The sequence below is a fragment of the Xanthomonas sp. 3075 genome, assembly GCF_014197275.1.
Lineage (GTDB): Bacteria > Pseudomonadota > Gammaproteobacteria > Xanthomonadales > Xanthomonadaceae > Xanthomonas > Xanthomonas campestris_B.
In genome coordinates, this window is record NZ_JACIFI010000013.1 from 26154 (window position 1) to 40449 (window position 14296).

Here is a 14296-nt window from a genome sequence, read left to right on the forward strand (position 1 = left end):
TAATGAAAGTGGTGCATGTCGTCCGCCAATTCCACCCCTCGATCGGGGGTATGGAGGAAGTCGTTCTCAATGTGGCTCGCCAGCATCAGGCCAATAGCGCCGATACGGTAGAGGTCGTCACGTTGGATCGTGTGTTCACCGACCCCGGCGCGCAGCTTGCTGCGCAGGAAACGTTTGAAGGCTTGCCGATCCGCCGTATCGGCTATCGCGGTTCGTCGCGTTATCCGCTGGCGCCGTCGGTGCTGGGTGCGATTCGCTCGGCGGACCTGGTGCATTTGCATGGCATCGATTTTTTCTACGACTATCTTGCGTTGACCAAGCCGCTGCACGGCAAGCCGATGGTGGTCTCCACGCACGGCGGGTTCTTTCATACCGCGTACGCATCGCGCATGAAGCAGGTCTGGTTCCAGACCCTGACGCGGGCCTCTGCGTTGGCCTATGCACGAGTGATCGCCACCAGCGAAAACGATGGCGATCTGTTCGCAAAAGTGGTTGCGCCGGCGCGTTTGCGGGTGATCGAGAACGGGGTGGACGTGGAGAAGTATGCCGGGCAGGGCGCGACGGTGCCCGGCCGGACGATGCTCTACTTCGGGCGTTGGTCGGTGAACAAGGGGCTGATCGAAACGCTGGAGTTGCTGCAGGCTGCACTCACGCGCGACCCGCAATGGCGGCTGATCATTGCCGGCCGCGAATACGATTTGAACGAGGCCGACCTGCGCAAGGCGATCGCCGAGCGTGGGCTACAGGACAAGGTGCAGCTGAGCATGTCGCCGTCGCAGGAACAGCTGCGTGCGTTGATGCAGCAGGCGCAGTTCTTCGTGTGCCTGTCGCGGCATGAAGGGTTTGGCATTGCGGCGGTCGAGGCGATGAGCGCGGGGCTGATCCCGATCCTCAGCGATATCCCGCCGTTCGTGCGGCTTGCCACTGAGTCGGCGCAGGGCGTGATCGTCAATCGCGACAAGATCGCGGTTGCCGCAGATCAGGTGCAGGCGCTTGCGCTGCAGGCCGATGCCGACTTCCACACGCGGCGTGCGGCGTCGATGGCCTACGTGAGCCGCTACGACTGGAAGCATGTGGTCGGGCGCTATATCGACGAATATCACACGGCGCTGGGCACGCGTCGCCCGCAGGAGGCAGTGCGATGAGCGCGCTCGCGTCCCCATCGATACCCCGTGCGGCAACCAAGCCGCAGGTCACGGTGCTGTTTTCCACCGAAAAACCCAACGCCAGCACCAATCCGTATCTAACCCAGCTCTATGACGCGTTGCCCGATGCGGTGCAGCTGCGTTTCTTTTCGATGCGCGATGCGCTGCTGTCGCGCTACGACGTGCTGCATCTGCATTGGCCGGAGTATCTGCTGCGCCATCCGAGCGCGGCGGGCACGTTGGCCAAGCAGGTGTGCGCGGCACTGTTGCTGCTCAAACTGCAACTGACCGGCACACCGGTGGTCCGCACCTTGCACAATCTGGCGCCGCACGAAGATCGTGGTTGGCGCGAGCGCAGCCTGTTGCGCTGGATCGACCGCCTGACGCGCCGCTGGATCCGCATCAACGCGACCACGCCACCGCGTCCGCCGTTCACCGACACCATCCTGCACGGTCACTATCGCGACTGGTTCGCGAAGATGGAGCAGGGAAGCCCGGTTCCGGGGCGGTTGCTGCACTTCGGTCTGATCCGTCCGTACAAGGGCGTGGAGACCTTGCTGGAGGTCATGGGCAAGGTGAACGATCCGCGGTTGAACCTACGCATCGTCGGTAACCCGGCGACGCCACAGATGCGGACCCTGGTCGAGGAAGCCTGCGCACAGGACCCACGCGTCAGCGCATTGCTGGCCTATGTCGAAGAACCGGTACTGGCGCGCGAAGTCAGCGCAGCAGAGCTGGTGGTGTTGCCGTATCGGCAGATGCACAACTCCGGCACGCTGCTGCTGGCGTTGTCGCTGGCACGTCCGGTGTTGGCGCCGTGGAGCGAATCCAATGCCGCCATCGCCGAGGAGGTCGGCCCTGGCTGGGTGTTTCTCTACGAAGGCGAGTTCGATGCGGCGTTGCTGACCGGCATGCTGGACAAGGTTCGCGCGGCGCCGCGTGGGCCTGCGCCGGATCTGTCGCAGCGTGACTGGCCGCGGATCGGGCAGTTGCATTACCGCACCTATCTGGAAGCGCTCGGCCAGGATGGAGATCTCGCGCTGTGACCACACAGACCCCGCCGACGACATCTTCCACGCCGCCACCACCACAGCGCAGCCTCGGCTCGCGCGCTGCCGGTGGCGCAGCGGTGACCATGATCGGCCAGTCGTCGAAGATGGTCGTGCAGTTCGGCGGCATCATCCTGCTGGCGCGGTTGCTGACGCCTTATGACTACGGCCTGATGGCCATGGTGACCGCGATCGTCGGTGCTGCCGAAATCCTGCGGGATTTCGGCCTGTCCGCCGCTGCGGTACAGGCCAAGCATGTCAGCCGCGAACAGCGCGACAACCTGTTCTGGATCAACAGCGGCATCGGCTTGTTGCTGTCGGTGCTGGTGTTCGCATCGGCGCATGTGATTGCGAACTTCTACAACGAACCGGCGCTGGTGACGATTTCCCAGGCGCTGGCGGTCACCTTCCTGATCAACGGCATGACTACGCAGTACCGCGCGCATCTGAGCCGCGATCTGCGTTTCGGGCAGGTTGCGCTCAGCGACGTGGGATCGCAGGTGCTGGGCCTGTGCGCGGCCGTTGCTGCCGCATTGCTGGGCTGGGGCTATTGGGCGCTGGTGGTGCAGCAGGTCGTGCAGGCGCTGGTCAATTTTGTCATCGCCGCAAGCTGCGCACGCTGGTTGCCGGGCGGGTATCAGCGCGCCGCGCCAATGCGCGACTTTATGAGCTTCGGCTGGAACCTGATGGCTGCGCAGCTGCTGGGATATGCCAGCCGCAACGTGGGCCAGGTGATCATCGGGTGGCGCACCGGCCCGGATGCGCTGGGTCTGTACAACCGCGCCTTCCAGTTGCTGATGATGCCGTTGAACCAGATCAATGCGCCTGCCACCAGCGTGGCGTTGCCGGTGCTGTCGCAGCTGCAGGACGATCGCGAGCGCTTCAGCGCGTTCCTGCTGCGTGGGCAGACGGTGATGGTGCATTTGATCGTGGCACTGTTCGCGTTCGCCTGTGCGCTGGCGATGCCGCTGATCGTGCTGGTGCTCGGCGAACAGTGGCGCGAGGCGGTCCCGTTGTTCCAGGTGCTGACGCTGGGCGGCATTTTCCAGACCGCGTCCTATGCCACCTACTGGGTGTTTCTTGCCAGAGGCTTGATGCGCGCGCAGCTGCTGTTTTCGCTGGTCAGCCGCATCGTGCTGATCGGCTGCATCTTTGTCGGCTCGCACTGGGGCGCGATGGGCGTGGCGATCGGCTATTCGTTCGGTCTGCTCGTGACCTGGCCGTTGTCGTTGGTCTGGGTCGGCAGGATTTCCGACACCCCGGTAGGGGCGTTGTTCAACAATGCCGTGCGCGCGATGCTGGCCTATGGCGTGGCCGGTGCTTGCGCGTACTACGCATCGATCACGGTCGGTGGCCCGCTCTGGGAACAACTGGCCGCCGGTGCGGTGGCCATGGCGGCAGTGTGCCTGCTGGCGTTGGCGATCTGGCCGGCTTTCCGCCGCGACGTGATCTCCATCCTCAATATTCGCAAGTTGTTGAAACAAGCCAAGGCACGCTGATGAGATCGACAATGTCTTCGCCTGCGTTCGGTCATGCTTTCTTTCATTCATTCATAGGACACGGCCCATGAGCGACACCTCCGCCGCCGCTTCCGGCATTCGCCGGCCTTGCTATCTGGTCTTGTCCGCTCACGATTACCGCACGCCACGTCGCGCCAATATCCACTTCATCACCGACCAACTCGCGCTACGCGGGACGACGCGCTTCTTTTCGCTGCGTTATAGCCGGTTGTCGCGCATGAAGGGCGATATGCGGCTGCCGCTGGACGCCACCGCAAATACGGTGGTGTCGCACAAGGGTGTCGATTGCTATCTGTGGCGGACGACCGTGCATCCGTTCAACACGCGCCGCGCGTGGCTGCGTTCGGTCGAAGATGCGATGTTCCGGTGGTACGCCGCGCATCCGCCGCGCCAGCTGCTGGACTGGATGCGCGAGGCGGATGTGATCGTGTTCGAAAGCGGTATCGCCGTGGCCTTCATCGAGCTGGCCAAGCGCATCAACCCGGCGGCAAAGCTGGTGTATCGCGCTTCCGATGGGCTGAGCACGATCAACGTGGCGTCCTATATCGAGCGCGAGTTCGACCGCGTGGCGCCCACGCTGGATGTGATCGCGCTGGTGTCGCCGGCGATGGCCGAAGAAGTTGCCAGCCGCGACAACGTCTATCACGTCGGTCACGGCGTGGATCACAACCTGGACCAGTTGGGCGATCCGTCTCCCTACGGCGAGGGCATCCACGCCGTTGCGGTGGGCTCGATGTTGTTCGATCCGGATTTCTTCGTCGTTGCCAGCAAGGCGTTTCCGCACGTCACCTTCCATGTGATCGGCTCGGGCATGGGCCGTCATCCCGGCTATGGCGATAACGTGATCGTGTACGGCGAGATGAAGCATGCCGAGACCATCGGCTACATCAAGCACGCCCGTTTCGGCATCGCACCGTATGCATCCGAGCAGGTGCCGGTCTATCTGGCCGATAGTTCGATGAAGCTGCTGCAATACGACTTTTTCGGCTTGCCAGCGGTGTGCCCGAATGCGGTCGTCGGGCCGTATCAGTCGCGTTTCGGCTACACTCCGGGTAACGCTGACGCGGTCATTGCAGCCATCGGTCGCGCTCTGGAAGCGCCACGCGTGCGTTACCGGCAGTGCTTGAACTGGTCCGACACCACCGATCGCGTGCTCAATCCCGGCGCGTATCCGGAAACCCGTTTGTACCCGCAACAGAACGGCGCAGCCGTGCATGCTTCGGCGGAGGCCGCGCTCTCGCATTGAGCGGCGCATTCAACTTTTAGAAGGAGACACCTTAGTTATGGCCAACGTCTTGCTGCAGAAATGGATTGAACATGCAGAACGTCGTGCACTTTTCTGGTGGCAGCCCAAGAACGCTGGCGTGAACATGGGCGATCACCTGTCCAAGGTGATCGTGTCCTGTGTGCTCTCCTTGCAGGACAAAACCCTGATCGAGAAGCGCGATCTGAGCAAGAAGCTGATCGCCATCGGGTCGGTGTTGCACTTCGCAAAAGACGGCGACACCGTCTGGGGCAGTGGCATCAACGGCAAGATTCCCGCCGAGCGCAATACCTTCAGTACGCTCGACGTGCGTGCGGTGCGTGGGCCGAAAACGCGTAAATTCCTGATGGATCGCGGCATCGCGGTGCCCGAGGTCTACGGCGACCCTGGCCTGCTGACGCCGATGTTCTTTCCCGGCGATGCGTTGGGAACGGTGAAGAAGCGTCCCTTCGCCATCGTCCCGCACTTCAATGAGCCGGTCGAAAAGTACAGCGCCTATGCAGATCACCTGGTGTTTCCCAACGTCAAGCCTGCGACTTTCATGAGCGCATTGCTGGGCGCCGAGTTGGTGATCAGCAGCTCGCTGCACGGTCTGATTCTTGCCGAAGCGTACGGAATTCCGGCGGTGTACCTGGACTGGGGCAATGGCGAGGATCGTTTCAAGTACGACGACTACTACAACGGCACCGGACGCATGCAGTGGCATTCGGGCAACAGCGTGGAAGAGTGTCTGGATCTGGGCGGCAACGGCGTGTTCGATCTGGAAAAACTGCAGGCCGGGTTGCTGGCCGCGTTCCCTTACGACCTTTGGTGATTCGATGATGCAGGGCCAGCGCGCGGATGTGGGTACGACCGGCGTCGACAACGTTGCGGTACCACCGGGTGTGGTGATTCCACTCGGCGGATTTCCGGTGTTGTCCACGACGCAGGAAGCCTTTGCGCTGGATCTGTTTCATGCACTGGCAGCGCATCAGCCGCGTCGGGTGTTCTTTGCCAATACCAATTTCATCGTGCAGTGCCAGGCGCTGCGGATGCGCATGCGCGAGCCCGCCGTGCGCATCGTCAACGATGGCATCGGGATGGACCTGGCGGCGCGGCTGATCCACGGCCGTCGCTTCGCCGGCAATCTCAATGGCACCGATCTGATTCCGTATCTGTGCCGCGAGAGCGCACAACCGCTCAAGTTCTTCCTGCTGGGCGGGCGTCCCGGTGTGGGCAAGACCGCTGCCGCCACCCTGACCGGCACGCTGGGTCAGCAGGTGGTCGGCATGTGCGATGGTTATGGCGAGTTCGCCGCAGCGGGCGAAGGCCTGGCCGAACGCATCAATCGTTCCGGCGCCGATGTATTGCTGGTGGCGTTCGGTAATCCGCTGCAGGAACGCTGGATTCTCGATCACAGCCATGCCCTGAGCGTGCCGCTGGTGTTCGGCGTGGGTGCGCTGCTGGATTTTCTGTCCGGTACCGCCAAACGTGCACCCAACTGGGTGCGGCGCCTGCATATGGAATGGATGTACCGGCTGCTCAACGAGCCGCGCCGGTTGCTCAAGCGCTATAGCTGGGATCTGCTGGTGTTCTTCCGCACCTGCCTGCGTGCCGGCAAGTATCTGCCCTGATCCACGGTGGTGGCGCCCGCTTGTCTGGAAGGGCCACCGGCTGCTTCGCACTCACCTCGACACGTGTAATCCGCTCTAGCATGCGCCCATGCATCCGACTGCCGCTGCGCTGATTCGCTCGCTGGACCTCGCCCCGCACCCGGAAGGCGGGCACTTTCGCCGTGTCTATGCCTCGGCACGTCAGGTCGCCGACAACGGGCAGGCGCGTCCGGCGCTGACGGCGATCCGCTTCCTGCTCAACGCCGGTGAACGTAGCGCCTGGCATCGCGTCGATGCGGAGGAGAGCTGGCATTGGCAGCAGGGCGATGCGCTGGAGTTGTTGATTTACGATGAGGCGATCGGGCAATTGCAGCGTGTGGTCCTGGATGCCGCCGAGCGCGGCGAACCGATGCAGGTGGTGCCTGCCGGGTGCTGGCAGGCGGCGCGCTCGCTCGGCCACTTCACCCTGGTGGGCTGCACGGTGTCGCCGGGATTCGTTTGGGAAGGCTTCTCCCTGCTCGATGCTGCCTCGCCCCTGGCGGCGCATCTTGCAACGCTGGTTCGTGCCTGAGCGAGCTGCGGCGTTGAACGCTTCGCTAACGCAGCGCGCGCTGGCTTGGCGTAGTGTCCGCGCAAACAAGGGGGCACTACGCGATGCGACGCAAGGCAGCGGTGTGGGGAGCGGGCTTGATGCTGGTGTCGATGCTGGCGGCAGCCAGCGATAGTGCGACGCCTAACGCGGCTGTGCCGCCACCGCCGGTGGTCGATCTGGAAGCGATGGTGGTGCGCGGCGTGCAGCCCGGTCCGGGCCTGTGGAAGGTCAGCAAGGGCGATCATGTGTTGTGGATCCTGGGCACCTTGTCGCCATTGCCGAAGCGTCTGCAATGGCAATCGGCCGAGGTGGAGGCGATCATCGGCCAGTCCCAGCAGGTGCTGATGGCGCCGACCGTGCAGGTGGATGCGGACATGGGATTCTTCGGCAAGCTGACCTTGCTGCCGTCGGCGATGAAGGCGATGAAGAACGAGGACGGCCGCCAGCTGCGCGAGGTGCTGCCGGCCGATCTGTATGCGCGCTGGAGCGTGGCCAAGGCGCGTTATATCGGCAGCGATCGTGGCGTGGAACGCAAGCGCCCGATGCTTGCGGCCGGTGAGTTGTATCAGGCAGCACTCAAGCGTTCCGGCCTCGCGCGTGCGCCGCTGGTCTGGTCGGTGGTGGAGCGTGCCGCCAAGCGTGCGGGCATCACGCCGACGCCCACGGCACTGGACTACAAGATCAGCGACCCGCGTCAGGCGATCAAGGAATTCCGCGCCGGCGGCATGGACGATACCGCGTGCTTCCGTAGCATCCTGGTCACGGTGGAGCGCGACCTGCCGACGATGGTCGAGCGTGCCAACGCATGGTCGGTCGGCGATATCGAGGCGTTGCGGCACCTGCCGCGCGAAGATCCGCAGGCGGCCTGCATGAGTGCGATGGCCAGCTCCGGCGCCGCCCGGAAGCGCGGCATCGACGATCTGGAGCGCCGCATGCGCGAGCACTGGCTGAGCATCGCCACCACCGCGTTGCAACGCAATCGCAGCACCTTCGCGGTGCTGCCGATCAGCCGCATGACGGCAGCGGACGGCTATCTGGCGCGGTTGCAGGCGTTGGGCTACGCGGTGGAGGCACCTTGAGCCAACAGGGATCGTAAAAAGCCGCAGTCTGGGAGCCCGGTGGGCTCGACATGCGACATGTCCGGGTGTCCTGACGTCTCTTGCGCGCCGTCTGCAGGCAGCTGACGGGCCGGGCAACATGGGCGCAGCCAGCCGTTCCGTTGAGGCAATGGCCCAGTGGTTCGCCTCCTCGCCCGGAGAATGGCGAGGCGACACCCGGGGACGTCCGAACGGGTCAGCCACTGCCGGCCACGGTATGCTGCGCGCCTTGTCCGATGAGACCTTCCTGTTGAACGCATTGCCGCTGCGCATTCTGGGTACCGGGTGCCACGTTCCTGCGACGGAGGTGACCTCGCAACAGTTGGACGAGCGCTGGCAGTTGCCGGCGGGCACCACCTTCACGCGCCTGGGCGTGGCCACGCGGCATTACGTGGGCGAGGGCGAGACCGCCTCATCGATGGGGGCGGCCGCCGCGCAGCAGGCACTGGCAAGCGCCGGCATCGATGCCAGCCAGATCGACTGCCTGATCTCGGCATGCGGTGTCATGGAGCAGCCGATTCCCTGCCAGGCGGTGCTGATCCAGCGCGCGCTCGGCCTGGGCGATTCCGGTATCCCGGCATTCGACGTCAACGCAACCTGCCTGAGCTTTCTGGTCGCACTGGACATGGCCGCCAATGCGCTGGCTCTTGGCCGCTATCGCCGCGTGCTGATCGTCTCCAGCGAGGTGGCATCGGCCGGGTTGGACGCATCGACACCGGCCACGGCCGGCCTGTTCGGCGATGGCGCCGCTGCCGTGGTGGTGGCGCGTAGCACGGCGAACGAGGGCTCGGCGTTGCTGTCCAGTCGCCTGTCCAGTTATGGCAATGGCGCCGATCTGTGCAGTGTCCGCGGTGGCGGGACGCGCTATCCGCATGGCGAGGACAGCGCACCCGGTGCCGCACGCGTGTTCCGCATGGATGGACGCGGCGCCTACCGCTTTGCCGCGCGGCATCTGCCTGCGTTCTGGGACCAGCTGCTGCGCGATGCCGGGACCACCACGGCGGCATTGCGCTACCTGGTCCCGCATCAAGCCTCCGGCGGCGGCCTGGATCATGTGGTGCAGGCGCTGGCATTGCGTCCCGATCAAGTGGTGCGCATCCTGCATGCCACCGGCAACCAGGTTGCCGCGTCGTTGCCACACGCGCTGCATCACGCGCGGGTCGAGCAGCAGTTGCAGCGTGGCGATCTGTTCGCATTGCTGGGCACCGGCGCCGGGCTGGCGATCGGCGGCATGGTGTTGCGGTACTGATGCGGATGCCAACGCGCGTCTCGCTCGAACTGCTGCGCATCGGTCACTGTCGCCATTGCGAACGCATGGTGCGTGCGGATGGTCACTGGCACACGGTGGAATTCCCGGCATTGAGCGTGTTGATCCGGCACCCGCAACGCGGCGCGCTGCTGTACGACACCGGCTATGCCGCGCATTTTTTTCGTGCCACCGATCCCTGGCCGGAGCGACTGTATCGCTGGACCACGCCGGTGACCCTGCCCGCACACCAAACCCTGGCGGCGCAATTGGCCAGGCGCGAGGTCGCGCTCGACGACATCGCCTGGTGCCTGATCTCGCACTTCCATGCCGACCATGTCGGCGGTCTGCGCGATCTGCCGAACGCGCGTTTCATCTGCCTGCGTGCGGACTACCAGCAGCTGCGTGGTTGTTCGCGCATCGGCGGCTTGCGCCGCGCCTTGTTGCCGCAGCTGCTGCCGGCGGATTTCGATCGACGCCTGCAGTTTGCCGAGCACGCACCGTTGCGCGCGCTGACGGGTGCCTGGCAGGGGCTGGGCGCGGCATACGATCTGTTCGAGGACGGCAGCGTCCTGGCGGTGCCGTTGCCCGGACACGTGCCCGGGCAGATGGGACTGTGGTTGCGCGACCAGCACGACCGCGAGGTGCTGTTGTGCGCCGACGCGGTGTGGTCGTCGGCAACCTGGGCCACATTGCAGTGGCCGGCCTGGCCCACGCGCCTGCTGATGCACGATTGGGCGGCATTTCGGCAGACCGTGCATGCCTTGCATGGGCTGTCGCAGGCGCATCCGGAGTTGGCAATCCTGCCCTCGCATTGCCAGCCCAGTCTGGACCGTTATCAACCGGAGTGGCGATGACGCTGCGCATTCTCGTGACCGGCGCGTCCGGTTTTGTCGGTGGTTCCTTCCTGCGGCGTTTCCACGGCCGGCCGGGTGTGGAGATGCACGGCATCGGGCGCCGCGCCAGCGATCTCCCCAATTACCACCGCATCGATCTGAGCCAACCGTTCTCGCTGGATTGGCGTCCGGATGTGGTGATCCACGCTGCAGCCCTGGCCTCGCCATGGGGCACGCGCGCGCAGTTCCAGTTGCACAACGTGCAGGCCACCGCCAACGTCATCGATTTCTGCAAACGCAATGGCTGCCCGCGTCTGCTGTATGTGTCGTCGAGTTCGGTGTTCTATCGCGAAGCGCATCAATACGACCTCAACGAAGACAGCCCGATCGGGCCGGACTTCGTCAACACCTACGCGCGTACCAAATACCTGGGGGAGACCTTGCTTGACGGTTATCCGGGCGAAGCCTGCGTATTGCGTCCGCGTGCGGTATTCGGGCCGGGAGATACGGTGCTGTTCCCGCGCGTGATCGCCGCCGCGCGCAAGGGGGCGCTGCCGCGCTTTGTCGGCCAGACGCAGCCGGTGATCGGCGATCTGATCTATATCGATGCGCTGTGCGATTACCTCTACCGCGCGGCCACGGCCACGCAGCTGCAGCGTGCCTACAACCTCACCAATGCGCAGCCGGTGGATCTGCAGCACCTGTTGCTGGATGTACTGGCACGTCTGGAGTTGCCACTGCCACGGCGCGACGTGCGTATCGGCACCGCGTTGCGCATGGCCAGTATGGTGGAGGGCGTCTACCGCCTGCTGCAGCTACGGGGGGAGCCGCCGATAACGCGCTTTGGCGTTGGTGTCTTCGCCTATTCCAAGACGTTCGATCCACGGCGTACGCTTGCCGATCTGGGCCAACCCAGCGTCGGCCTGGAAGCGGGCGTGGACGCGTTCGTGCGTTGGCAGGCGGCGCAATGGGCCTAGTCGCACCGACGCTGGCAGCGGTCTATCTGCTGGTGCTGTTGGTCAAGACGTCTGCGGCGTTGTGGGTCATGCGCAGCGAGCGCTTGCGGCCAGCTGGCAACCCCGTTGCAACACAGGCCGAGGTGGCGATCCTGCAGCCGATCCTTGGCGGCGATGCGCATCTGCAGCAGGTGCTTGCCGCCAACCTGCAGACGCTGCCGCACGCACACTTCATCTGGTTGCTGGATGCAGACGATGGTGAGGGAAATGCGGTTGCCGATGGCCTGGTTGCGCTGCATCCGCACTTGCGCATTACACGCAGGCAGGTATCTCCTGCGCCGCCCGGCATCAACCCCAAGGCGTGGAAGCTCGACGACGCGCTTGCGCAGGTGCATGCACCGATCAGCTTGATCCTCGACGACGATGCGCATCTGAGCAATGACGCGCTGGCGCGGCTGCTGCAGGATCTGACCCAGGCCGATGTGGTCACCGCGCTGCCGTATTACCGCGACAGCAGCACCCTGGCCGGCCGTTTGTTGTCGCAGTTCGTCAACAACAATGCCGCGCTCACGTATCTGGGCTGGGTGCCGTTCGCCGCACCGCTGACCATCAATGGCATGTGTTATGCCGTGCGTACCGAGCAATTGCGCGCGTGGGGCGGGTTTGCCCCACTGCTGGAGCAGCTCACCGACGATCTGGCTTTCGCCACGCTCGTGCGTGAACGCGGCGGACGGGTGTGCCAATCCACCGCCCCGGTGGCGATGCGCACCGCGATGCCGGATCTGGCCAGCTACGCCCGCCAGATGCATCGCTGGATGCTGTTTGCATTGATCCTGCTGCGTCGGCAGACAATGGGTACTGGTCTGGCCATCGGTGTGTTGCAGGGATTGCCGCCGTTGCTGTTGTCGGCCTTGGCGATCTGCGTCTGCATGCAGCCGGCGTTGTCATCGGTGACCTGCTTGCTCATCACGCTGTTGCTGCGCGCGCTCCTGCTGTGCCATGTGCAATGGCGTGTCAGCGGTGCGGTTCGTCATCGTCCGCTCCTGTCGCTATGCGCCGAACTTCTGCAGCCGTTGCACCTGTTGCACGCTGCCTTGGTGCGGACGATTCGCTGGCGCACACGCCGTTACCGCGTGCTAGCCAATGGGTGCTTCCGTGCCGAGTGAGATGACGATGCAGATCGCGTTCCTGACCGGGCAAAGCGATCCCGCATGCTGCGCCTTGAGTGCGGAGCAAGACGCTTTCCTGCAGCAGTTGCGCGGGCCGGGCCGTCAACTGGTCGACGGCAATTACCCGTATCGTTGCGATAACGCGCCATACCAGCGCACACCGCTGTGGCGCGCGAGTGTGTCCAACGCGGGCCAGTACCTGGCTGCACGCGCCGCACGCGTCGCAGATGCAGATCGCACGCGCGTGGCGACATTGCTGGAGCGGGCGCCGTTGACGGTGCTGCTGGCCGGCAGCTGTGGCCTGCAGTTGCTGACCGCGTTGCAGTTGCCGCAAGCCATACGTGCACGCCTGGCGGTGTTTGCCTATGGCCCGGTGTGCAGCGCGCCGGCATCGTTCGGGCAGTTGCGTCTCGTGCAAGGGCGCGCCGATTGGATTTCGCGCGCGCTGTTCGCCGGCACGGTCGATCTGGCGCCGGCCTGCGGTCACATGGACTATCTGCGCGAGGCAACGGTCCTCGCCGACTGCAAGCGCTTTATCGCCGGGATCGAGCAGGCAGGGCAGGCAAGCGTCCATGCGCATTGATCTGGTCGCGCCGCCCTATAGCGGGCATCTGCACCCGATCCTGGCGATCGCCCGGCAGCTGGCGCCGCAGCACGATGTGCGCGTCATCAGCACGCCGTCAGCACGCGCACGTATCCATGCATGCGGGTTGGTTGCGGTCAGCGTATTGGATGCGCAAGCCGATGGACTGTTGCTCGACATCGCCAACCCACCGCATGCGGTGGGCCACAATCCGCTGCGGCTGCGCCGACAATTGCACAGCGCGCTTGGGCTGATGGCGCGGCTGGGCGACACGCTGAAAGCACACTGGCGCGACAGACGGCCAGAGCTGGTGATCGTCGACTTCACGCTGCCAAGCGCGGGACTGGCCGCGCAGGCGATGGGAATTGCCTGGTGGACCAGCATGCCGTCGCCTTGCGTCATCGAGACCAGCGACGGGCCGCCCGCCTACTTCGGGGGATTGCTTCCTGCCGCCCATGCGAGGCAGCGGCTCTGGCATGCACTGGCGCGCCGGCTCACCCGTGGCTTCAAACGCAGCTTGCATGCCTGTTATCGGTCTCGGATGCGTGCCTGCGGATTGCCGGCGCTGTATCGCAGCGATCGCAGCGAGGCCGTGTATTCGCCGCACTGCATCCTGGCGTTGGGGTTGCCATCGTTCGAGTTTGCGCGACGTTGGCCGGCGGCAGTGCGCTTTGTCGGGCCGCAGCTTTGCACGCCGCCATCGACGGTGGCGCCGCCGGACTTCGTTCCCGGTCGTCGGCATGTGCTGGTGACGCTGGGCACGCACCTGCAATGGGTCAAGCAGCGCATGGACGAGATGCTGCGTGCGGTGGCACCGCAGTTCCCGGAGGTGATCTTCCACTTCAGCGATGGCGATACCGCCGCGCCGCAACGTCCCGGCCAGGGCAACTATCGGCGTTTGCCGTACGTGGATTACGCGCAGCACGTGCATCGCTACGCGCTGGTGGTTCACCACGGCGGTGCCGGCATCCTGTATGCCTGCCTGGCCGCCGGGCTGCCGTCGATCGTGTATCCGCTGGACTACGATCAGTTCGACCATGCCGCGCGATTGCAGAGCGCCGGCGCCTCATGGTGGTTGCGCGATCTGGACGGCCTGCCGGCGATGCTGCAGCAGGCGCTTGGCGCGACCGGGACGTTACCGGGTGTGCATCGCTTGCAGACCGAGTTGCATGCCATCGCTGCACAGACGCGCATTGTGCGGTTGGTGGATGCAGTTGCGCAGACGGGTGCAGTGCCGCCGTTGTAAC

At 64.7% G+C, this 14296-nt stretch carries 14 protein-coding genes; all 14 read left to right on the top strand.

Annotated elements, in window-relative coordinates:
* Positions 1-2 precede the first annotated feature (2 nt).
* The 14 genes from GGR62_RS13290 (at position 3) to GGR62_RS13355 (ending at position 14295) form a co-directional block, all read left to right on the top strand.
* Complete coding sequence (locus GGR62_RS13290) at positions 3-1145, top strand: glycosyltransferase family 4 protein (protein ID WP_184408352.1); 1143 nt, start codon at positions 3-5, stop codon at positions 1143-1145.
* On the top strand, positions 1142-2191 hold the full coding sequence (locus GGR62_RS13295; RefSeq protein WP_184408353.1) for a glycosyltransferase: 1050 nt from the start codon (positions 1142-1144) through the stop codon (positions 2189-2191). The genes GGR62_RS13290 and GGR62_RS13295 overlap by 4 nt, the downstream gene beginning before the upstream one ends.
* Positions 2188-3693, top strand: coding sequence for a lipopolysaccharide biosynthesis protein (locus tag GGR62_RS13300; RefSeq protein WP_184408354.1), 1506 nt, complete (start codon positions 2188-2190; stop codon positions 3691-3693). Before GGR62_RS13295 ends, GGR62_RS13300 begins: the two co-directional genes overlap by 4 nt.
* Positions 3694-3760: 67 nt before the next feature.
* Positions 3761-4960 (top strand): glycosyltransferase, encoded by a 1200-nt coding sequence (locus tag GGR62_RS13305; RefSeq protein WP_184408355.1) that lies wholly within the window; start codon positions 3761-3763, stop codon positions 4958-4960.
* Positions 4961-4997: 37 nt separating this feature from the next.
* Complete coding sequence (locus GGR62_RS13310) at positions 4998-5792, top strand: polysaccharide pyruvyl transferase family protein (RefSeq protein ID WP_184408356.1); 795 nt, start codon at positions 4998-5000, stop codon at positions 5790-5792.
* Positions 5793-5796: 4 nt separating this feature from the next.
* A complete protein-coding gene (locus GGR62_RS13315) occupies positions 5797-6591 on the top strand; it encodes a WecB/TagA/CpsF family glycosyltransferase (RefSeq protein ID WP_184408357.1) in 795 nt (264 codons plus the stop codon).
* Positions 6592-6679: 88 nt separating this feature from the next.
* Positions 6680-7141 (top strand): cupin domain-containing protein, encoded by a 462-nt coding sequence (locus tag GGR62_RS13320; RefSeq protein WP_184408358.1) that lies wholly within the window; start codon positions 6680-6682, stop codon positions 7139-7141.
* Between the two features lie 83 nt (positions 7142-7224).
* Positions 7225-8241, top strand: coding sequence for a TraB/GumN family protein (locus tag GGR62_RS13325; RefSeq protein ID WP_184408359.1), 1017 nt, complete (start codon positions 7225-7227; stop codon positions 8239-8241).
* Positions 8242-8476: 235 nt separating this feature from the next.
* Positions 8477-9508: a 3-oxoacyl-[acyl-carrier-protein] synthase III C-terminal domain-containing protein gene (locus GGR62_RS13330; RefSeq protein WP_184408360.1), complete on the top strand. Its 1032-nt coding sequence runs from the start codon at positions 8477-8479 to the stop codon at positions 9506-9508.
* A 5-nt stretch (positions 9509-9513) separates the two neighbouring features.
* On the top strand, positions 9514-10362 hold the full coding sequence (locus GGR62_RS13335; RefSeq protein ID WP_184408453.1) for an MBL fold metallo-hydrolase: 849 nt from the start codon (positions 9514-9516) through the stop codon (positions 10360-10362).
* Positions 10359-11318, top strand: a complete 960-nt coding sequence (locus GGR62_RS13340; RefSeq protein WP_184408361.1) for an NAD(P)-dependent oxidoreductase — start codon at positions 10359-10361, stop codon at positions 11316-11318. The genes GGR62_RS13335 and GGR62_RS13340 overlap by 4 nt, the downstream gene beginning before the upstream one ends.
* Positions 11309-12463, top strand: coding sequence for a glycosyltransferase (locus GGR62_RS13345; protein ID WP_184408362.1), 1155 nt, complete (start codon positions 11309-11311; stop codon positions 12461-12463). The genes GGR62_RS13340 and GGR62_RS13345 overlap by 10 nt, the downstream gene beginning before the upstream one ends.
* Positions 12441-13049, top strand: coding sequence for a hypothetical protein (locus GGR62_RS13350; RefSeq protein ID WP_184408363.1), 609 nt, complete (start codon positions 12441-12443; stop codon positions 13047-13049). The genes GGR62_RS13345 and GGR62_RS13350 overlap by 23 nt, the downstream gene beginning before the upstream one ends.
* A complete protein-coding gene (locus tag GGR62_RS13355; RefSeq protein ID WP_184408364.1) occupies positions 13039-14295 on the top strand; it encodes a glycosyltransferase in 1257 nt (418 codons plus the stop codon). The genes GGR62_RS13350 and GGR62_RS13355 overlap by 11 nt, the downstream gene beginning before the upstream one ends.
* Position 14296 lies beyond the last annotated feature (1 nt).